A 19,539-nucleotide genomic window follows, 5' to 3' on the forward strand; every position below is an offset into this window, starting at 1 on the left:
GCAGGCGGCCAGGATCAGCCCCCCGGCGGCGTCGCAGCGCGGCTCCGAGATCGCCGCCTCGTGAAGCCGCCGAATCACGCCGGCTGCACCGGCCCGGTGGTGAAGGCCGTGACCGCCGGGTCGCTCCTCACCGGCATCGAGCGCGCCGGCGCGCCGAGGCCGGCCTCCCGAGGGGCGGCCGCCCGGCCGAAGCGCGCGACGAGCCGGCTCTCGTCCGGGTCGGGGATGCCGGTGAGGACGAAGGGCGGCGCGTCGCCCGGCCGCGCCCGCGCGGGCCTGCCGGCGAGGCCCGCCCCCAGCCCGACCAGAACCGCCCGCCTGCCCGCCGTCCCGCTCATCCGCCGCCCCCGCTCGACGCGGATCCTCCCGCCCATGGTAGCCGAGGCCGGACGCGACGCCACCGCGCGGCGGGCGGTGACGCGCCGCCGGCCGGCGGGGCACGGGATCGTGATCGCGCCGGGCCGGCCGCGGGCGGGCGTCACCGCGGGCCCCCTCCGCGCGAAGACGGGAGCGTGTAGGCTCGCCGGGGCGAGCGCCGGAGGAGCGAGGCATGCGGGAGAGGGACGGCACGGCGGCGGGGCCCGCGGCCCCCTCCGGTCCGGGGGCGGGATTCGCCCTCGGGCTCGGCCTCACCAGCGAGTGCAACCTCGCCTGCGCGTTCTGCTACCGGGATCCGGACCGCGCCGACCGGCTCGACCTCGCGCAGGTGCGGGCGGTGCTGGCGCGGCTGCCGGTGCGCTCGGTCAATCTCGGCACCGGCGAGAACGGGATGCATCCGGATTTCCCGGCCTTCCTGGCCCTCCTCCGCGAGGCGCCGGTCAAGCTCACCATCACGTCGAACGGCCACTCGATCGCGCGCCTCGACGATGCGGACCTGCGGGCCTTCGCGGAGGTCGAGTTCTCGATCGACTACCCGACCCGGGCCGAGCAGGACGCGCAGCGCGGCGCCGGCAACTGGGACCTCGTGATGGACCAGGCCGCGCGCTGCCGCCGCCTCGGGCTCGGCGTGACCTTCATCGCCGTGATGATGCGCACGAATTACCACCGCCTCGCGGAGATCGCCGCGCTCGCCGCCCGGTTCGACGCGCCCCTGCGGGTCAACGTCTACCAGGCGGTGCGCAGCGACGCCTTCGCGCTGAGCTACGAGGCGTACTGGGACGGGTTCGCCCGGCTCCTCGCCGAGACCGACGCGATCGCGATCGGCGAACCCCTGGTGCGGGCCATGGCGGGCCTTCCGCCCCGGCGCGGCGGCTGCGGGGCCGGCACCGTGCGGGTGACGCCCCGGGGCCGGGTGCTGCCCTGCGTCTACTGGGGCGGGGCCGGGCAGGACCTCGCCGCCCTCCTCGACGTCGGCCCGGCCATCGTCGAGACCGAGCCCTTCGCGGCGGCGCGGGCGCTGCCCTCGCCCTGCCGCGGCTGCGCCCACGCGGCGACCTGCCGCGGCGGCTGCGCCGGGCGCCGCCGGCTGAGCGGGAACCTCGACGCCGTCGATCCCTACTGCCCGGTCGCGCGGGGCGAGGAGCGCCGCCTCGCCGTCCGCTTCGCGGCCGCCCGCGACCTGCCGAAGCTCGAGAGCGCCTGCACCACCATCGTCCGGGCGCGGGCCTGATCCGGGATCCGCTTGATCGAAGCGGATCCCGGATCACGAGCCCGTGCGGCGCCTGAGCGAAGCCGACATCCGCAATGAGCGCCGGCCGCGCGAGATCCCGCAGGAGGAGCCATGAGTGCCGAACCCGTCCGCCTCACCAGCCTCGCCCACGGGGGCGGCTGCGGCTGCAAGCTCGATCCGGCGATCCTGCGGGGCCTGCTCGCCGGGCAGCCGGCCGGCGGCCCCTTCGCGCGGCTCCTCGTCGGCCACGAGACCTCGGACGACGCCGCCGTCTGGGCCCTCGACGACGGCACCTGCCTGATCGCCACCACGGATTTCTTCACCCCGATGGTGGACGATCCGCGCGATTTCGGCCGCATCGCCGCCGCGAACGCGATCTCGGACGTCTACGCGATGGGGGGGCGGCCGCTCCTCGCCCTCGCGATCCTGGGCATGCCGGTGGGCCGGGTCGCACCCGAGACCGTGGCGGCCATCCTGGCGGGCGGGGCGAGCCTCTGCGCCGAGGCCGGCATCCCGGTCGCGGGCGGGCACTCGATCGACACGCCCGAGCCGATCTACGGCCTCGCCGTGATCGGCAGCTGCCGCCGCGAGGCGGTGCGTCGCAACCGGGACGCGCGCCCGGGCGACCGGCTCATCCTCACGAAGGCGCTCGGCGTCGGCGTCTACGCGGCGGCGATCAAGCGGGGATCCCTCGGAGAGGCGGGCTACGCCGAGTTCGTCGCCACCACGACGCTCCTCAACCGGGTGGGGGCGGAGCTCGCGGCCGATCCCGCCGTCCACGCCATGACCGACGTGACCGGCTTCGGCCTCGTCGGCCACGGGCTCGAACTGGCCCGCGGGGCAGGCGTCCGGGTGGTGATCGAGGCGGAGGCGGTGCCGCTCCTCGCGCGGGCCGCGGCGCTGGCCCGGGACGGCTTCGTCACCGGGGCCTCGCACCGCAACTGGGGCGCCTTCGGGGCCGAGGTCGCGCTGCCGGACGGATTCCCGGAGTGGCGCCGCCACCTCCTCACCGACCCGCAGACCTCCGGGGGGCTGCTGGTCGCCTGCGCGGCCGGGCCGGCCGAGGCGATCCGCGACCGGATCCGCGCCGCCGGCTACCCCGCCGCGGCGATCGTCGGCCGCGTCGAGGCGGGGCCGGCGGGGTTGCGCGTCGAGGCCTGAGCGGCGTGCAGGAAGCGGCCCACCTCCGCGCTCGGGCTCTCGGATCGGTGCGCCGGTCGGAGGCGGCGGCGAGACCCTGGGCCGCCCCGCCTCCTGCGCAGCCCGCGCCGCGCGCATCCCGGGATGGGCGGCGCGGCCCTCGCGACCGCTCGGCGCCGGGCCGGGTCGGCGTCGTCCCCGGGAACCGGATCACTCCAGGGTGAGACCCATGCGCAGGGCGCCCCAGTGGCGGTTGGCGACCGTGAGCGGGGTGGAGAGGTCCATCATCAGGACCGTCCGGCCGCCCCCGAGCGCGCGCGGATAGGTCTGGGCCAGAAAATCGCGCAGGTTGCGCGCCGCGCTCAGGCCCGTGCGGTCGTCGAAGAGGCGCCGGTTGCGGCAGTTGGCCTCGTTCCAGACCGGGTCGGGCCCCTGGGGCAGCGAGTACGTCCTGTTGTGCACCGGCAGCCAGCCGTTGCGGTCGACCGCGGCGCAGAACACCACGGAGGGATCGGCGGCGAGCAGCGGTTCCTGGAACGGGGGGAGGACGCGGTCGAGGAAAGCGAGCGCCCGCGTGCGGAACTGCTTGGGGGCGCTGCCCGGGATCAGCGCGTAATCCTCGTCGAAGAGCTGCGCCAGCGTGACCGCGCCGCCCGCGAGGCTCTCGGCGAAACAGGCCTGGATCCCGTCCGCGGCGCCGCGCAGGGCGGCCTTGAGGCTCTGCTGGCTGACGAGGATCGCGGCGATCCGCTCGCGCAGCCGGTCCATCGCCTCGGGCTCGCTCGGCCGGATCTTGAGGCGGGTGCCGAGCGGCTGCTCGCCCGCGACCTCGACGGCGAAGCGGCCGATCCCCGCGAGGTCGAGCGTGCCCTCACGGCCCGCCTCCGTCGCGAAGGGCGGCGCGTCGATCAGGAAGCCGCCCTCCGAGACCTCGATCGTGCGCAGGGAGGCCCTGCCCTCGGGGGCCTCGAAGCTGGCCGGCCAGCGGGCCGGGACGCGCGGCGCCCTGCGGTTGTCGGTCGCGCTGAAGGCCCGGACCGTCACCACGAGCCGCCGCTCGAGCTGGTCGAACAGGGCGATGATGCGCGCGGCGGCCTCGTCGACGCGGCCGGCGACCCCGAGGGCGGCCTCGACGCCCGTGGCGATGGTCTGCACGCTCTCGGTCAGTTCGGCGCCGCTGCCCGCCACGGTCTGGGCGCTGCCGGTCATCTCCTGCAGCGCCCTGATCTGGCCCTCGGCGTTGGCGGCGACGCAGGAGGCGACCTGGTCGATCGCCGTGACCGAGCCGGTCACGGCGGCGACGGCCTCGACCGCCGCCGAGGTCGCGCCCACCACGTCCTCGACCTGCCGGGCGATCTCCTTGGTGGCCTCCGCGGTGCGCCGGGAGAGCTCCTTGACCTCGGCGGCGACGACCGCGAAGCCGCGGCCGGCCTCGCCGGCCCGGGCCGCCTCGATCGTGGCGTTCAGGGCCAGCAGGTTCGTCTGGTGGGCGACCCCGTCGATCAGCTGCACCACCTCGGCGATGCGGCCCGAACTGTCCTTCAGGCGCGAGATGATGCGCGAGGCATCCTCCGCCTTGCGCACCGCCTCGCGCACCAGGGCCGAGGTGTCGCCGGCCTGCCGGCCGACCTCGCGGCTCGACGCGACCATCTCCTCGCTGGCCGAGGCGACCTGCTGGATCCCCTGGGACGTGGCCACGGCGTTGCGGTCGACGACCGCGTTGCCGCCCTCCACCGCCTCGATCGCGCGGCGCATCTGGGCGACGGTCTCGCTCAGGCGCTCGGATTCGGAGCTGATCGCCCGGTTGGCGAGGCGCATCTCGGTCTCGACCGAGCCCGCCAGCGCCGCGGCCTCCCGCTCGCGGAACTCGGCCTCGGTGCCGGACTGATGGGCCGAGAGGGCGATCTCCATGTCGATGAAGACGGCCCGCACCAGCGCCTGGGCCCGCCGGGTCCTGCGGTCCCGGCGGCCGATCACCCGCTCCAGGAATCGCTCGGCCAGGAACGCGTAGGCGGCGATGGAGTGCCGCGGTTCGAGGCCGCGGCGGACGTGGGCGGCGCCGATCCGCGCGCCGCGTGCGCGCAGATCCGCGTCGATCCGCCCGGAGAGCAGGTGCAGCCAATGCGCCTTCTGGGCCGCCTTGAGCCGGTCCACCCCCGAACTCTGCCCGAGGATCCGGCTCAACGCCGGATCGCGCGCCACCGCGCTGTAGAAGGTGCCGAGCACCTCGTCGATCCCGGACTCGACCAGCCGGCGCAGCTCGGGCAAGACGGCCTGCTGCTCGGGAGGAAATGAGTTGAGCTGGTCGGCAAGTTCGGCCTCGCATGGCGTCTCGGCGCGCCGCATCAGCATCGGATCGTCTCCGTCATTCTGCCTTCGCGCCGCGCGGCGGAAGTCCCAAGATGGGTGTATGTTCCTGACGTGATTCCTACAGGCGCCTCGGAAATTAATTTGCGATGAAAGTACCCCTGAGTTTGACTTGATTTACTGATGAGTTCAGCGCGTTTAAGCGATAAGGACTAGTCCAACCTGCGGCGATGCGCGGGCGTGATTAGGCCCATCCCGCCGATCCGCGGGCGAGCCTGGTCAGGATCGGAGTGCGCCGGCATCTTGATGCAGATCATGGCGAGCGCCGCGACCGGCCTCACACCATGCGCGGAGGTGCCGCCGCGCCGTCTCGCGACCGCGTCCGGGGCGCAGCCACGAGGGAATTCCATGGTGTCGCATCCATCCCGACCCGCGCTCGGCCCGGAGGCTCCCCGCGACCTCGCGTCGGCGGCCGAGCGCTACGGCCTGTCGGAGATCGCCCGGCGCCTGGGCGTCTCGCGCGCGACGGTCGGGCAATGGGCCGTCGGCCGGTCGCGGCCGAGCCGCCGGAACCTCGGCCTCCTGCGCTCGCTCGCGCGCCGACCGGGCGAGGACGGCCCCGGCGCCGCCGGGCCGTCCGGTCCGGGCCTTGCCCGGCAGGTGGAGGAGATCGCCCGGCTCGACCGCAGCATCGACCGCGTGCGGCGCTGCTGCGCACTGATGGGGACGATCGCCTCTCGGTCTATCGACGCGGACGAGACCCGGGAGCGCGCCTCGGAGACTCACCGCCAGCTGGAGGACGACCTGCGGCGGCTCGCCCGCCGGCGCCGGATCCTCGTCCAGGACCTGCGGCGCCCCCCGCCGCCGACGGACGGGCCTGAGCGCGGCCCGCCCCGCGCCCCGCCGGGTCTGCCGGCGCCGCGGTGCGGGGCGCGTTGATCTGCAGCAAGGATCCTTCGCGCCCGCTGCCCGACCTCAGGTCAGCATCCGCCGGCGGCGTGGCCCCCGGCGGGTGCGGGAACGGGGCGAGGGAAGCCATGAACCAGCCTGACAACCGGCGCGCCCCCGGCGGGGTCGGCCTCGCGGCGCGCGGGATCCCGGGCGCGCGGCTGCGCGGGCCGGTTCCGCACCGTGCCGTGGCCGCGCAGCGGCTCCGCGTCGACCTGCCGGACACGACGCACGTCGTCGCGATCCTGCTCGCCGTCGGGGCGCTGACCGCGCTCTTCTACGCCCTCGCCGTGCAGATGCGCCTCGCCATGTGATCCGGTCCGCCGCCGCCGACCCGCAGGGCGCGCCCGTCGGTCCCGGCTCGTCCTCGCGGGCGCCGTCCGCGGGGGCGGCGACCGTGGCGCGCGGCGAGTGCCGAGCCACGAGGCACGGGCCGGCCCTTCTGCGCTGCGAGCGCGGGACCGTTCGCGGGGCTGCGAGCCCGCCCGCGGGTGACGCCCGGGATGATCCGGGATCCGCTTGATCGAAGCGGATCCCGGATCACGCGCCTGCGCGGCGCCTGAGCGACGCCGACATGCGCATGGCCGAAATGGGAGATGGCGACGCCATCAACCGGATGGCGCATGAGCCCGCGCGGCGCCTGAGCGACGCCGACATCCGCATGGCGCAGCCATCAACCGGATATCGGATGAGGCGCCCGGGCCGGGGCGGCGTTTGATCCGGATCAAGGTTCCGGCGAGGCCGGCCCACATCCTGCCGGCGATCACGCGGGGAAGGGGGGTCACGATGGTATCCTGGTGGAGGGGCCGCGCGGTCCGGCGCCCGGCCGAGGAGGAATCCGGCGGCGCCGCGACCGGGGGCCGAGCGCCCCTCGACCCCGAACTGCTCGACTGCCTGTCGGGCGTGCCCGATCCCGAACTGGGCGTCAGCATCGTGCATCTCGGCCTCGTCTACCGGGCCGTGCGGGGGCCCGCCCGGATCGAGGTCGACCTCACGCTGACGACGCGGACCTGCCCGCTCGGCGCCCTGATCGTCGACGCCGCCCGGGAGCATCTCCGGCGCCGCTTCAACGACTGCCCCGACCTCCTGGTCCGGCTGGTCTGGAGCCCGGTCTGGACCCCCGAGCGCATCACCGAGCAGGGCTTGGCGCTGCTCGAGCGCGGGCCCCCGTCCCGGCACGGACCCGGCTGGAATTGACCGGCGCGCCGCCGAGGCTTGATCGGGATCAAGGCCGACCGGGGGCGCGGCGGACAGGCTGACCCGGCGCGGCGGGCCCCGCCGCGCCGCCCCGACAGGTCCGGAGGACACCACCATGCCGCAGGCCCACCCTCCCGCGCCGCGCCCCGGGAGCGGCCGGGCATGAGCGCGGCGCATCCGCGCGGGGAGCCGGCCGGCCCCGTTCCGGCGGGGGGCCCTGATCTCCGGCGGGCGATTCGGCTGCCCATCCTGGCCACGGCCGCGGCGGCGCTGCTCGCCGGGCTCTGGGCGGGGCTGTGGCGGCTCGGCCTCGACCTGCCGCGGGGCTCATCCCTCGCCGCGCTGCACGGACCGCTCCTGATCTGCGGCCTCTTCGGCACCCTGGTCGGGCTGGAGCGGGCCGTCGCGCTCGGCCGGGCCTGGACCTTCGCGGCGCCCTGGCTCTCCGCGGCCGGGACCGTCGCGCTCCTCGCCGGGGCGCCGCAGGCGGCGGGGGGCTTTGCCTACGCGGCGGCGGCCCTCGTGCTGACCGCCGCGTCGCTCCTGGCGGTCGGGCTGCAGCCGGCCGCCTTCACCGCCACGCTCGCGGCGGGCGCGGCCGCCTGGCTCGCCGGCTGCCTGCTCTGGGCCCGGGGCGCGGCCGTGCCCGACCTCGCGGGCTGGTGGCTCGCCTTCCTGGTCCTCACCATCGCGGGCGAGCGCCTGGAACTCAGCCGGCTCCTGCCGCGCCGGCGCGGCAGCCTGCCGGCCTACCTCCTGGCCGTGGCGCTCGTCGCCGCCGGCGCCCTCCGGGGCCTCGCCGGTCCGGGCGCGGCGCTGCTCGGGGCCGGCCTCCTCGGGCTCACGGCCTGGCTCGCGCGCCACGACGTCGCCGGCCGCGGCATCCGGGGCCGGGGGCAGGTCCGCTTCATGGCCGCCTGCATGCTCGCCGGCTACGCCTGGCTCGGGACCGCGGGGCTGGTCCTCGTCGCGCTGCCCCCCGGCGAGGCCGCCTTCGGGTACGACATGGCGCTGCACGCGGTGCTGATCGGCTTCGTGCTCTCGATGGTGTTCGGGCACGCGCTGGTCATCCTGCCGGCCGTCGCGCGGGTGCGGCTCCGCTTCAGCCCCCTCCTGTACGGGCCGCTGGCGCTCCTGCACGGCGCGGTGGCGCTGCGGCTCGGGGCGGATCTCGCCGGGTGGGAGCCCGGCCGCCGCGGCAGCGGGCTCGCCAGCGCGGCGGCGCTCCTCGCCTTCGCGCTCGCCCTCGCGGTCGCGGCGGGCCAGGCCCGGGACGGCGCCGCCGCGCAGGACGCTGCCGCCCCCTGACCGCTCGCGCCGCGGCGCGAGGCGGTCCCCGCCGGGCGGAGCGCACGATCGTTCAAGTGCGGACGGCCTCGCCGCGCCGCCGGTGGACAGCCCCGGGATGTCTTGACCTCGGGAACCGCGCCGTGCGTCCGTGTTGATCACCTCCTGGGACCGGGCAGGATGCCGAGCGGGCTGCGCCGCCCGCGCGCGACGACCCGGGCTCGCGGAGGATCGAACCGAGAGATACAATTTTAGATTGAACAAGGGGACAAAATCAACCGAAGCCGCGCCGCGCCACCAGAGGGGCCGATGATCGATCTCACATCCAGGAACGAGCCGGCGAAGGATCGGGTGTCGATCCGCCGTCCTCCCAATCATCGGGGGCTGGAAACACTCGCCGCGCACTACGTGCGTCAATCCTTCAAGCCGCATGCCCACGACGAGTTCGTGATCGGGATCATCGAGGTCGGCGCGCACGCGGTCTGGTGCCGCGGGGAGCAGCATCGCGTCGGCGGCGGCACCGTCGTGACCATGCATCCCGGCGAGGTCCATCACGGCGGCGCCGCGGTCGCCGAGGGCTGGGTCCAGCGCATGCTCTACGTCAGCGAGGACCTGATGAGCCAGCTGATCCGCGAGGCCACCGACCGCCCGCGGGTCAAGCCCGACTTCAAGACCACCTTCCATCTGCGGCCCGATCTCGCGACCTGCTTCAGCCATTTCCACCAAGTGCTGCACTTCTCGACCCTGACCCTGGCGCGCGACGTCGCGCTCGACGCGATCATCCGCCTGCTCGTCGAGATCATCTGCCCGACCTTCAACGCGGAGGGCGGGGCGCGGCCGCCGGACGGCCGGATCGCCAGCGCCGTGGAGTTCCTGGAGGCGCATGCCTGCGACAACGTCACGATCGACGACCTCTGCGCGGTCTCGGGCCTGCGGCGCCGGCAGACGATCGAGGCGTTCAAGCGCTGCACCGGCCTTCCGCCCCACGCCTACCACGTCGTCCTCAAGGTGAAGGCGGTGAAGGCCATGCTGCGCGCCGGCCTCTCGGCCGCGGAGGCCGCCGCGCAGGCGGGATTCGCGGATCAGAGCCACATGACGCGCCACTTCGTGTCGATCGTCGGGATGACGCCGGGCGCCTACGCCCAGGGCTGATCCGGGATCCGCGTGATCGAAGCGGCTCCCGGATCACGCGCCTGCGCGGCGCCTGAGCGCGGCGCCTGAGCGACGCCGACATCCGCATGGCCGACATCCGCGTGGCCGACATCCGCATGGCGAAGCCATGAACCGGATGTCGGATGAGGGCGCGCTTTCGTTCTATCGCGCGCCTCGCGCCCCCTCCTACGGTTTGGGCGGGCGGACCGGTCCAGCGGCCCGCCCGACCGAGCGGGAAGGCGGGCCAGTGGAAGCCGGGCAATTGCAAGCGACGGGGCGGGCGGTACGGCCGATCCTCATTCCCACCCCCGCCCTCTGGGCCGACCTGGCGGTGCTCGGCATCGCCCTGGTCTGGGGGGCGAGCTACCCGATCGCCAAGGACGCCCTGCGGGAAGCGCCCGTCCTGGTGCTGATCTTCTACCGGTTCCTGGTGACCGCGGTCGTGATGGCGGCCGTGGCCCGACGGGACCTCGCCCGGGCACCGGTTCCGGACCTCGCCCGGGGGGCGCTCCTCGGCGGCATCCTGTTCCTGATCTTCCTCGCGGAGACCGCCGGGGTCGCCCGGACGAGCGCCACCAACACGGCGGTGATCATCTCGCTCTGCACCGTGTTCACCCCCCTGCTCGATTACGGGCTGGCGGGGCGCCGGCCGCCGGCCCTGGTGCTCCTCGGCGCGGCGCTCGCCTGCGCGGGGGTGGGCCTCCTCGCGGGCGGGGTCTCGGCGCTGAGCGCCGGGGACCTTCTCGTCCTGGTGGCGGCGGGCCTGCGCGCCGTCATGGTCGTCGCCACCAAGCGGCTGATGGCCGGCCGCTGCCTGACCGCGGCGGCGCTGACCGCGACCCAGGCGGCCAGCGTCTGCCTGCTCGCGCTCGTCCTCCTCCTCGACCCCTCGGATCCCGCCGCGCTCGTCGTGCGGGCCGACGGGCGGTTCTGGGCGGCGGTCGGTTTCCTGTCGCTCTTCTGCACGATCGCCGCCTTCTACGTCCAGAACGCCGCCCTGCGCCGGACCAGCCCGACCCGGGTCGGCTTCCTGATGGGCACCGAGCCCCTGTTCGGCTTCGCGCTCGCCCACATCCTCCTCGCCGAGCCGCTCTCTCCGCTCAGCGTCCTCGGCGCGGGCCTCACCCTGACCGGTACCTTCGTCGGCCTCGCCGCCGAGAGCAGGAGCTAAGATGAACTTCATCTCCCCCCTGGCGCGCAGTTCCGTCCGCGTGATCCGGAGCTTCGACCACCTGACCGGCGGGCCGACGCGCACCGCCCCGGTCGTGACGATGTTCAGCGGCGGCCTCGACAGCTCCTACCTGCTCCACCGCCTGCGCGGGCTGGGCTTCGCGCATGTCCACGCGGTGGCGGTGGATGTCGGCGCGCCGCTCGACGAGCCGGCCCTGCGGCGCGCGGCGTCCCTGTTCGGGGCCGAGTTCGTCCGCCTCGACGGTCGCGGCCACTTCGTGGAGGGCCATGTCCGCCCCGCGATCCGCGCCCACGCGAAGTATCTCGGCATCTACCCGCTGAGCAGCTCGCTCAGCCGCCCGGCCATCGCCGAACTCGTCGCCCGCTACGCCCGGCGGGTCGGCGCCGACCTGATCCTGCACACCGCCAACCTGTCGCAGAACAGCCTGCCGCGCCTCAACAACAGCCTCGCGCGGCTCGGCTTCCCGGGACAGTACGGCAGCCCCTACGAGCAATCGGCCATCTCCCGGCAGCAGAAGGCGGCGGAACTGGCCGAGGCCGGGCTCGGCGCGATGGCCGAGCGCGCGCTGAGCGGGGACGAGAACCTCTGGTGCCGGGAATTCGAATCCGGCCCGCTCGACGATCCGGAGGATTTCCGGATTCCCGAGGAGGCGTTTCACTGGACCCGCGGGCGCCCGGCGCCCGGCGAGGGCGCGGCATCGGGCGCCGGGCCCGTCGCACTCGCCCCGGAGGAGATCGCCCTGACCTTCGAGCGGGGCGACCTCGTGGCGCTCGACGGCCGGCCGATCGCCCTCATCGACGCGATCGCCGAGCTCAATCAGCGCGTGGGCCGGTTCGGCCACGGCCGCTACGTCGGCCTGGAGCACCTGAGCGGCGGCGAGAAGGTGCTGGAGGTCCGCGAGGCCCCGGCCGCCGCGATCCTGATGGACGCCCTGCGCCACCTGGAGACGGCCTGCGTCGAGACCCGCGCGATCGTGGTCAAGCAGCGGCTCGAGCAGGATTGGGTGCAGGAGGCCGTCAGCGGCCGCTGGGGCAGCACGCTCCACGCGATGTGCGGCGAGGCGATCCGCCAAGCCCTCGCGTGCGTCTCCGGGACGGTTACCTACCGGGTCGACGCGGAGCGCTTCCTGCCGCGCGCGATCGTGGCGGACGCGCCCCTCTACATCCGGGACAGGGATCTCTGGGAGAGCCGGGAGGCCGGGCGGGCCTGCCTCGGCATCCCGCGGGCGGCCTGAGCGGGGTCGGCCAGCGCGGCCGCCGATGCCGCGGCGGAATCTGCGGCCCATCGAACAGCCGTGCGGACGACGCGTCGCCCGCCCGGGCCGGGCCCGCCCCGGGGCGGGTCCAAATCGCGGATTTCAAGCCTCGGATTTCAAGTCTCCGATCGTCTCGTGGTCCCGACGGCGAAGGGGCGACCGCTTCGCCGGACGGGCTCGCGCGCAAACCTCACAGGAGGGGAACCAGATGAGTGTGGCGGTGAAATTCCCCGGGATCGCCCGGGACGGCTACCGGGACGACCTCGTCGAGAACCTGAGCGACCACGGATGGTGGTTCTCGCGCGGCGAGCACACGGTGAAGGGGTTCGGGCTCGACCTCGGGCCGGCCTGGGAGGCCTTCGCCGACGAGTGGAACCATCTCCTGCGCGACGAGCACATGCGGGACGGCGGCACCTACCGCTACCGCCGCTACAGCGCCTTCGAGTACGACGACCTCCGCCGCTCCCTGCGGCAGCTTCCCCATCAACCCTACGAGCAATCGGCCGCCGTCAACCGGCTGAACGGCGGGTTCAAGCGCCATTTCGAGCCGCTGCGCGACAGTTTCGTCGGCAACCGCAACTTCTCGCGCATCGTGACCACCTTCGGCGAGATCTTCTCCCGCGCGGCCGGGCACGCGCGCTGGAACGTCAAGCTGCACCCCTACCGGATCGTGGCGCGGGACGGCGCGCGCGGCGAGCCCGCCCCGGAGGGGCTGCACAAGGACGGCGTCGACTTCATCGTCTCCTACATGATCCGGCGGGTGAACGTGGTGGGCGGCATCAGCACGATCACCGACGACGACCGGAGCCTGATCGGCGACGTCGAACTCGGCCACCCGCACGACTTCGTCGTCGGCAACGACCGGGTGACCTACCACGGGGTGTCCTCCGTCCACGTCGAGGACCCGCGCAAGGCTTTCGCGTTCCGGGACGTGCTGGTGATCGCCTTCGAGAGGATCGGGGCCTGAGCCCGGACAGCAAGCCCGCTTCGCGCTCCGACGGGACGATTGCCGGTCCGCCGGGGCGATGCGGCAGGGGCCGGGGCGGGATTCGATCTCCAGGATCGGATCCCGCCCCGGCCCGCGACCACGATGCAGGACCAAGACCCAGAGCGGGAGCGCGGAGGGCATTCCGCCCGGGTCGGGGCCGGGGCGAGCCCCCGCCCGCCCGGGACCCCGGCCGCTTCCCCACCACTCGCAAGGGCTCGCGATGAGCAGACACACCGACGTTTCGCGCCCGACCATCGACGATGTCGCGGATCTGCTGCCGCCGCTCGTCAGTGCGATCGGCCAGCTCGTGGACCAGCTCGACCTCCTGGTCTCGATCACCTGCGGCGCGAGCAACATCCCGGAGGAATCGGCCAACCTGATGTCCGATATCGGGCACACGATGACGACCCACGCCCACACGCTGATGCGCGCGAGCATCGAGCGCCGGCGGAACGGCCCGGGGCGCGTCGCGCTCCCGGGGCCGGATTCGGCTGGCCCGCTCGCCGCGCATCTGCGCGAGAGGTGATCCGGCGGTCGCGGAGGCGGCACGCGGCGCCGTCGACGGGCGGCCTTCGGCGCGCCGGACAGATGCTGCGCGCGGCCGGCGCGCGGCTCCGGGCGCCGCAGCGCGGCGTGCCCGGCGCCTCGCCGGCCCTGATCCGGGATCCGGTCGATCACAGCGGCTCGCGGATCACGCGCCCGCGCGGCGCTCGAGCGACGCCCGAATCCGCCATCCCGAAGGGATCACGCGGATGTGGTCTGATCCGGGATCCGCGTGATCGCAGCGGATCCCGGATCACGCGCCTGCGCGGCGCCTGAGCGCGGCGCCTGAGCGACGCCGACATCCGCATGGCCGACATCGGAGATGGCGAAGCCATCAACCGGATGGCGGATGACGCGTCAGGATCCCCGACCGGATCCGGGCCGCGCACCCGCCGGTCCCGGCTCCTGCCCGCGGGTGCGGGTGATCGGGCGGGATGGTCGTCGGGGCCGCGACGGTGGCGCGGCGGCGTCGGCCCGCGCCCGAGAGCTCCCTCGCCGCGCCCGAGAGGCGTCCGAGGGGTTCCGGGCCGCCCGGGGACCCTCAGGGGCTGAGCCCCGGCCCCCTTCAGGGGCAGAGCCCCGGCCCCTCAGGGGCAGAGCCCCGGCCCCTCAGGGGCAGAGCCCCGGCCCCTCAGGGGCAGAGCAGGGTCCGGTCCCGGTCCTCGCCCTCGCGGGTGAAGCGGACGCGGTCGTGCAGCCGGAAGGCGCCGTCCTGCCGGAACTCGATCGCCGTGGGGGCGAGGCGGAACCCGGTCCAGTGCGGCGGCCGGGGCACCGGCCCGTCCGCGTGCCGGGCCGCGGGATCGAGTCCCGCGGGCCGGCGGCCCGAGGGGAGGGCCGGCCGCAACCCCGGCGCGGGGGTGGGGCAGGGCCGGCGCGCAGCCTTGATGCAGGTCAACGAGCGGCTGCGCGTCGATCAACTATCATGCCGACGCAGCGTTCGCTCCGACGCGCGGGCGCGGGGGTCGGTTCGGGCGGAGAGATGCGCGAAGAGGTTCTGCAAGGGGAATTGTCGCCGTTCCGGGGCGTGTCGGCCGCCTGCCTCGACGCCCTGCTGCGGCATTCCGTCGAGCACCGCGTCGGGCCCGGCACGGTGCTGTTCGACCAGGGCGAGGTCCCGAACTTCCAGTACGTCCTGACGGCCGGGTCCGTTCACCTGTTCGGCCGGTCCGTGGAGGAGCGCGAGGTCCTGATCGAGGTCGTCTGCGCCCCCGACCTCGTGATCCCGGCCGCCGTGATGACCGCCTCGCCCTTCCTGATGCAGGCGCGCGTGCCGGAGCCCTCGCGCTTCCTGCTGATCCACGCCGAGGTATTCCGGGAGGCGGTGGCGACGGATGCGGGCCTCGCGCAGGCGGTGATCGCGACGCTGTCGCGGCAGTTCCGCCGGATGGTGCGCCAGACCAAGAACCTGAAGCTCCGCTCCTCGACGCAGCGGGTCGGCTGCTACCTGCTGGCGCTGTCGGAGCGGCAGGGAACGCCGGCGCGGGCGCTCCTGCCCTACGAGAAGCACGTGATCGCCTCGGAACTCGGCATGACGCGGGAATCCTTCTCGCGGGCCCTGGCGAGCCTGGAGCGGGACGGGATCCGGGTCGACGGCCAAGTCATCGCGATCCTGGACCGGGGCCGGCTCGTCGGGGCGGCTTTGCCCGACCCGCTGATCGACCCCGGCCTCGCCGAGGAGACGGCGCGCGCGGGGACGGGCCCCGCGCCGCCCCCGGCCGAGGCGGCCGCTGCCCGGGCCGCCCCGCCGCGCCGGACGCGGGATCCGCGCCGCCCCCGCGACTGATGAGACATCCGACGGATCGCTTCGCCATCTCCCATTTCGGCCATGCGGATGCCGGCGTCGCTCAAGCCCGCGCGGGACGCGCTCAGGCGCCGCGGGGATCGGCGGGCAGGTCCGCGCCGGTCCGGGCCAGGGTCCCCCGCCGCCCCAGCGCGAGGCTGACGAGGCCCGAACAGGCCAGCAGGAGGGCCACGGTCATCAGGCCGAGCCAGCCGAGGGCGCGCCCGATCTCGCCCTTGGCGAGCACGAGCGCGACCAGCACCGGCAGGAAGGCGAGGGTCAGCAGCACGGTCATGGCTTCCTCCTGAACGCTCCCCTCGTCGTCCCGCGCGCCCGCCTCCTCCTTGCGCTGGGTCAATGACGGCGCGGCGGGCGCCCGATGAGCCGCGCCCCGCCGCGGGCCGGGCCGCCGCATCGGGGCGGAGACCGGGGTCCTTGCGGTGGATCAAGGCTGCGTCCCGCCCGCCCCAACACGATGGGCCTCAAACGGGCTCAATCGGGTCGGCGAGAGCGGCCTCGGGAGACGATCATGTCCTACGCAAGCATCGTGGTGTCCCTCGACACAGGTCCGGAGACGGGCGACCGGGTCCGTCTCGCGGCCGACCTCGCCCGCCGGTTCGAGGCGACCCTGACGGGCGTCGCCGCGCGGCGCGTGCCCGCACCGGCCGCGGTCAACGACTTCCGGGACGCGGAGGCGATCTTCGCCAGGGAGGAGGCGCGCCTGCGCGAGGAACTGGCGCAGGTCCGGGCCGCCTTCGAGCGCGAGGCCGGCGAGGGCGTGCCGACGGCGTGGTGCTCCGCGGCCGCGCACGCGCTGCCGGTCCTCGTCCAGCAGGCCCGGTCCGCCGACCTCGTGGTGGTCGGGCGCCCGGGATCCGGGGATGCCGATCCGGGCGAGATGGGCGTCGAGCCCGGGCCGGTCCTGATGGAGGCCGGGCGGCCGGTCCTGGTCGTCCCGCCCGGGATCGACCGGCTGCGGGCGGCGCGCGTCGTGGTCGCCTGGAAGGACCGGCCCGAGGCGCGCCGCGCGGTCTCGGGCGCGCTGCCCTTCATCACGGCGGCCGACCAGGTCTTCGTCGCCACGGCCGGGGCGGAGGCCCGGTTCGAGGGGGCCGAGGACGTGGCCGGGCACCTCGCCCGCCACGGCGCCCACGTCACGGCGCATTTCCTGACCTGCCACGCCAGGAGCGCCGCGGACGAGATCCTGCGCTTCGCCGAGCGGCAGGACGCCGACCTCGTCGTCATGGGAGCCTACGGCCACAGCCGGCTGCGGGAATGGATGTTCGGAGGCGCCACCCACGACGCGCTGCGGACGGCGCCCCTCTGCCTGCTGATGAGCCACTGAGCCGGCCGAGGCCCCCTCCGAGGCCCCGGCCGAGGCGCCCACAGCGCGGCCGCGCCGGCGGGGCCCGGCGGCCCGCCTCAATTCGCCGCCAGGCGCTCCAGCCGGGCGGGGTCGAGCAGGCGGACGCCGCCCGGGACGATCAGGATGGTGCGCTCGCGGTCGAGGCGGGTCATCATCCGGCTCACCGTCTCGATGGTCAGGCCGAGATGGTCGGCGATGTCCTGCCGGCCCATCGGCAGTTCGAGGGTCACGGAGACGCGGCCGATGCGCGCGTAGCGCTCGCGCAGGCCGATCAGGAAGCTCGCGATCTTCTCCTCGGCGGTGCGCCGCCCGAGCAGCATCATCTGGTCCTGGAGCAGGGACAATTCGTGGCGGGCCCGCTCGTGCAGGCTCATCAGCAGGTGCGGCTTGCTCTCGACGACGCCCGCGAAGGCCCTGCGCTCGAACCGGCACACCCGCACCGGGGCCAGCGCCTCGGCGGTGACGGTGTAGCGCTCCTGGCGGGCGAGGCCGAGGAAGTCGCCCGTGAGGGCGAAGCCCATCACCTGCCGGCGCCCGTCGGGCAGGAGGCGGGAGAGCCGCAGCGCCCCCTCGATGACGTTGTAGACCGCGGCGGCCGGCTCGTCCTGCCCGAACAGCGTCTGGCTCCGGTCGAGGCAGAGGTGCTGGCTGAGGCTCTCCAGACTGTCGAGCTCGTCGAGGTCCATCACCGCGCAGATGCTGAACGGGCGCGCCCCGCAGGCGGCGCAGTTCGAGCCCGGCCGGTTCCCGCAGACAAGTCCCGCGGACTCGCAATGATCCTTGACTGTCAGCATCGACTCGAACTCCCGGTCTCGGAACGCCCCTCGGCGCGATCTCCCGACGAGATCTCCTGACGCGCCCCCGCCCCCCGCCCCGCCTGCCGCGCGCAGGCGGGGTCGTCGCGGCGGGACTGGTCCAGAGCCCGCCCCGCCTGATCGTTGCAGCCACCGCGGAGCGGATGCATTGATCCAGCGCAGGTTTCGGCCCGTCCCGCGCGGGGCCTCGGGGCGGCCACCTTGCGCTGGATCAAGGAGGAGAGGGGGCCCACGGCCAGGATGGGCCTGCTCCGACGCGGCCGGGCCTGCCCTGGACCGCCGCCGCTCCCCGGAGCGCCGTCACCAGGAAGGAGACGTCCGGTGTCCCACGTTCCCCATGAATTGGCCAACGAGTTCCCCGACCAGGGCGGGCGCATCCAGGCGCTCAGGCAGGCGGATGGCCGCTTCGCCGCTCTGGTCGAGCGCTACCACACGATCAACCGCGCGGTGCACCGGATGGAGGCGCGCATCGAGCCGGTCTCGGACGAGACGGAGCGGGCCGCCCGCCTCGAGCGCCTGCGCCTGAAGGACGAGATCGCCCGCTGGCTCGACGCGGCCCCGCGCGGCCGGCAGGGGGCCGAGCTGGCGGGCCACTGACGCGATCGCGCCGCGGGCGGCGCGGCCGAGCGGGGCTGTTCGGGCACGCGCCCTGCGGCTATCGTCCGGCATGACCCGACTCGCTTGTCCTCGGCCGCTCGGCCGCGTCGCGGCCTGCCTCCTGCTCGGCGGCTTCCTCCTTCGGGCGGACCTCGCGGCGGCGCAGGGCGTCCCGCCCTTCGCGGGCTTCGGGGCGCTGCCGTCCTTCGCGTGGCCGCGGCCGGCCGGCGACGAGGAGACCCGCTGGTCCGGCTCCTACGCCGCCCTGTCGACCGGGTTCGCGGCCGTCTCGTCGAAGCATTTCGGCAGCTCCGCGGGGCCGACCGTCGGGTTCGAGGGGGGGCGGATGTGGCAGGAGGGCCGGCTGGTCTACGGCGTCTCCGGCGGGTTCGACTTCCTCTCGGCGCTCGGCGGGGGCGCCGCGCCGGGCTTCGGGGGACTCGCCTATTCCCGCGACCTCGCCGGCGGCTTGGAGGTGAAGGTCGGGGCGCTCCTCACGCCCGACGTGCTCGTCTACGCCAAGGCCGGCGCCGTGGCCGTGCACGAGACGCTGCGGGTCGGGCCGACGGCGGTCTCGCGATCCTTCGCGCGCGAGGACCTCGCGGTGCGGCCGGAGGCGCGCGTCGGGGTCGAATGGGCGGTCACCGACCGGCTCTCGGTGGCGGTCGAGGCGGGCGTCGCGGGGCGCGGGATTCCCTGAACGGTGCGGCGCGCCGGCCAAGCAGGCCCCGCGAAGCTGGGAAGGCGAAGGGCCGCAAACGGCAGGCCCTGGCCGCCACGGATGGCCGCGCGCTGGTGCGGGCCCCGCAGGCCGCCAGCAGCCAAATCGTCTCGATCCTGAAGTCGTCTCGGTCCTCCTGCGACGCGCCGCACGCCAGACCTGACGCTCCGGACAGGCTCTGAGGAAAGTCATGGAACTCGGCTGGACGGACGACATGGAAGCGTAGTCACCGTCTGATACGCTATCCGGTTGATGGCTTCGCCATCTCCGATTTCGGCCATGCGGATGTCGGCGTCGCTCAGGCGCCGCGCTCAGGCGCCGCGCGGGCGCGTGATCCGGGATCCGCTTCGATCAAGCGGATCCCGCATGACCTTTCCGTTCGAGCCGCCGGCGCAGGAGGCGTGTGAGTGATGCCGAGCGGGAAGGGATCCGCCCGATGACGCGCAGACCGCGATCCGGCAGGAGCATGTGAATGCGCAGGGCCGGCGGGCGCCGTCGCCCGCCCGGCGCGCTTCTCCGAGGAGGCGACGCTGCTCAGCCCGCGGGACCGACAGGTCGCCCCGGTGACCGCGCAGTGCTGTCGGGCGTGGTTGGATGGACGCGCGGCACCGATCCTACCTTCGATCGGCCCGGCCCTGC

General features: G+C 74.7%; 19 protein-coding genes and 1 pseudogene. 15 read left to right on the forward strand and 5 right to left on the reverse strand.

Annotated features, from left to right (window positions below):
* Positions 1–74: 74 nt before the first annotated feature.
* A complete protein-coding gene (locus tag M446_RS29540) occupies positions 75–482 on the reverse strand; it encodes a hypothetical protein (RefSeq protein ID WP_012335768.1) in 408 nt (135 codons plus the stop codon).
* 68 nt (positions 483–550) lie between these two features.
* Here M446_RS29540 and M446_RS29545 point away from each other — a divergent pair, with 68 nt between their 5' ends.
* Together M446_RS29545 and selD are read left to right on the forward strand one after the other, a co-directional pair.
* Complete coding sequence (locus M446_RS29545; RefSeq protein WP_012335769.1) at positions 551–1,609, forward strand: radical SAM/SPASM domain-containing protein; 1,059 nt, start codon at positions 551–553, stop codon at positions 1,607–1,609.
* A 111-nt stretch (positions 1,610–1,720) separates the two neighbouring features.
* Positions 1,721–2,770: a selenide, water dikinase SelD gene (gene selD / locus M446_RS29550; protein ID WP_012335770.1), complete on the forward strand. Its 1,050-nt coding sequence runs from the start codon at positions 1,721–1,723 to the stop codon at positions 2,768–2,770.
* A 189-nt stretch (positions 2,771–2,959) separates the two neighbouring features.
* On the opposite strand, the gene M446_RS29555 is transcribed toward selD, so the two are convergent.
* Positions 2,960–5,101, reverse strand: a complete 2,142-nt coding sequence (locus M446_RS29555; RefSeq protein ID WP_012335771.1) for a globin-coupled sensor protein — start codon at positions 5,099–5,101, stop codon at positions 2,960–2,962.
* A gap of 363 nt (positions 5,102–5,464) precedes the next feature.
* On the opposite strand from M446_RS29555, the gene M446_RS29565 reads away from it, so the two are divergent.
* The 9 genes from M446_RS29565 (at position 5,465) to M446_RS29605 (ending at position 13,601) form a co-directional block, all read left to right on the forward strand.
* Entirely contained in the window at positions 5,465–5,995 is a 531-nt protein-coding gene (locus M446_RS29565) for a helix-turn-helix domain-containing protein (protein WP_012335772.1), read from the forward strand.
* Positions 5,996–6,093: 98 nt separating this feature from the next.
* Entirely contained in the window at positions 6,094–6,318 is a 225-nt protein-coding gene (locus M446_RS29570; protein ID WP_012335773.1) for a hypothetical protein, read from the forward strand.
* A gap of 472 nt (positions 6,319–6,790) precedes the next feature.
* Entirely contained in the window at positions 6,791–7,201 is a 411-nt protein-coding gene (locus M446_RS29575; protein WP_012335774.1) for a metal-sulfur cluster assembly factor, read from the forward strand.
* Positions 7,202–7,363: 162 nt separating this feature from the next.
* On the forward strand, positions 7,364–8,509 hold the full coding sequence (locus M446_RS29580; RefSeq protein ID WP_012335775.1) for a hypothetical protein: 1,146 nt from the start codon (positions 7,364–7,366) through the stop codon (positions 8,507–8,509).
* A gap of 288 nt (positions 8,510–8,797) precedes the next feature.
* Positions 8,798–9,640, forward strand: coding sequence for an AraC family transcriptional regulator (locus M446_RS29585; RefSeq protein ID WP_012335776.1), 843 nt, complete (start codon positions 8,798–8,800; stop codon positions 9,638–9,640).
* 262 nt (positions 9,641–9,902) lie between these two features.
* The gene (locus tag M446_RS29590; RefSeq protein WP_012335777.1) at positions 9,903–10,811 is read left to right on the forward strand and encodes a DMT family transporter; all 909 of its coding nucleotides are present in this window, start codon (positions 9,903–9,905) and stop codon (positions 10,809–10,811) included.
* A gap of 1 nt (position 10,812) precedes the next feature.
* Positions 10,813–12,066: an argininosuccinate synthase-related protein gene (locus M446_RS29595; RefSeq protein ID WP_012335778.1), complete on the forward strand. Its 1,254-nt coding sequence runs from the start codon at positions 10,813–10,815 to the stop codon at positions 12,064–12,066.
* Positions 12,067–12,295: 229 nt separating this feature from the next.
* Positions 12,296–13,054 (forward strand): 2OG-Fe dioxygenase family protein, encoded by a 759-nt coding sequence (locus tag M446_RS29600; protein WP_012335779.1) that lies wholly within the window; start codon positions 12,296–12,298, stop codon positions 13,052–13,054.
* Positions 13,055–13,295: 241 nt separating this feature from the next.
* Positions 13,296–13,601: a hypothetical protein gene (locus M446_RS29605; RefSeq protein WP_012335780.1), complete on the forward strand. Its 306-nt coding sequence runs from the start codon at positions 13,296–13,298 to the stop codon at positions 13,599–13,601.
* A gap of 648 nt (positions 13,602–14,249) precedes the next feature.
* Here M446_RS29605 and M446_RS39315 read toward each other — a convergent pair.
* Positions 14,250–14,411 (reverse strand): annotated as a pseudogene (locus M446_RS39315) (pyridoxine 5'-phosphate oxidase C-terminal domain-containing protein); the annotation flags it as partial.
* Between the two features lie 189 nt (positions 14,412–14,600).
* Here M446_RS39315 and M446_RS29620 point away from each other — a divergent pair.
* On the forward strand, positions 14,601–15,404 hold the full coding sequence (locus tag M446_RS29620; RefSeq protein WP_012335782.1) for a helix-turn-helix domain-containing protein: 804 nt from the start codon (positions 14,601–14,603) through the stop codon (positions 15,402–15,404).
* Between the two features lie 82 nt (positions 15,405–15,486).
* On the opposite strand, the gene M446_RS29625 is transcribed toward M446_RS29620, so the two are convergent.
* A complete protein-coding gene (locus tag M446_RS29625; RefSeq protein ID WP_150108753.1) occupies positions 15,487–15,759 on the reverse strand; it encodes a hypothetical protein in 273 nt (90 codons plus the stop codon).
* Between the two features lie 171 nt (positions 15,760–15,930).
* Here M446_RS29625 and M446_RS29630 point away from each other — a divergent pair, with 171 nt between their 5' ends.
* Positions 15,931–16,746, forward strand: a complete 816-nt coding sequence (locus M446_RS29630; RefSeq protein ID WP_012335784.1) for a universal stress protein — start codon at positions 15,931–15,933, stop codon at positions 16,744–16,746.
* 77 nt (positions 16,747–16,823) lie between these two features.
* Here the strand turns inward: M446_RS29630 and M446_RS29635 are convergent, their stop codons facing one another.
* Positions 16,824–17,561 (reverse strand): helix-turn-helix domain-containing protein, encoded by a 738-nt coding sequence (locus M446_RS29635; protein ID WP_012335785.1) that lies wholly within the window; start codon positions 17,559–17,561, stop codon positions 16,824–16,826.
* Positions 17,562–17,903: 342 nt separating this feature from the next.
* Between M446_RS29635 and M446_RS29640 the strand changes: the two genes are divergently transcribed.
* Both M446_RS29640 and M446_RS29645 read left to right on the forward strand, forming a co-directional pair.
* Positions 17,904–18,179 (forward strand): YdcH family protein, encoded by a 276-nt coding sequence (locus M446_RS29640; protein ID WP_012335786.1) that lies wholly within the window; start codon positions 17,904–17,906, stop codon positions 18,177–18,179.
* A 70-nt stretch (positions 18,180–18,249) separates the two neighbouring features.
* The gene (locus M446_RS29645) at positions 18,250–18,879 is read left to right on the forward strand and encodes an outer membrane beta-barrel protein (protein ID WP_012335787.1); all 630 of its coding nucleotides are present in this window, start codon (positions 18,250–18,252) and stop codon (positions 18,877–18,879) included.
* The last annotated feature ends 660 nt before the right edge of the window (positions 18,880–19,539 follow it).

Origin of the sequence: Methylobacterium sp. 4-46, from assembly GCF_000019365.1 — a bacterium.
Lineage (GTDB): Bacteria > Pseudomonadota > Alphaproteobacteria > Rhizobiales > Beijerinckiaceae > Methylobacterium.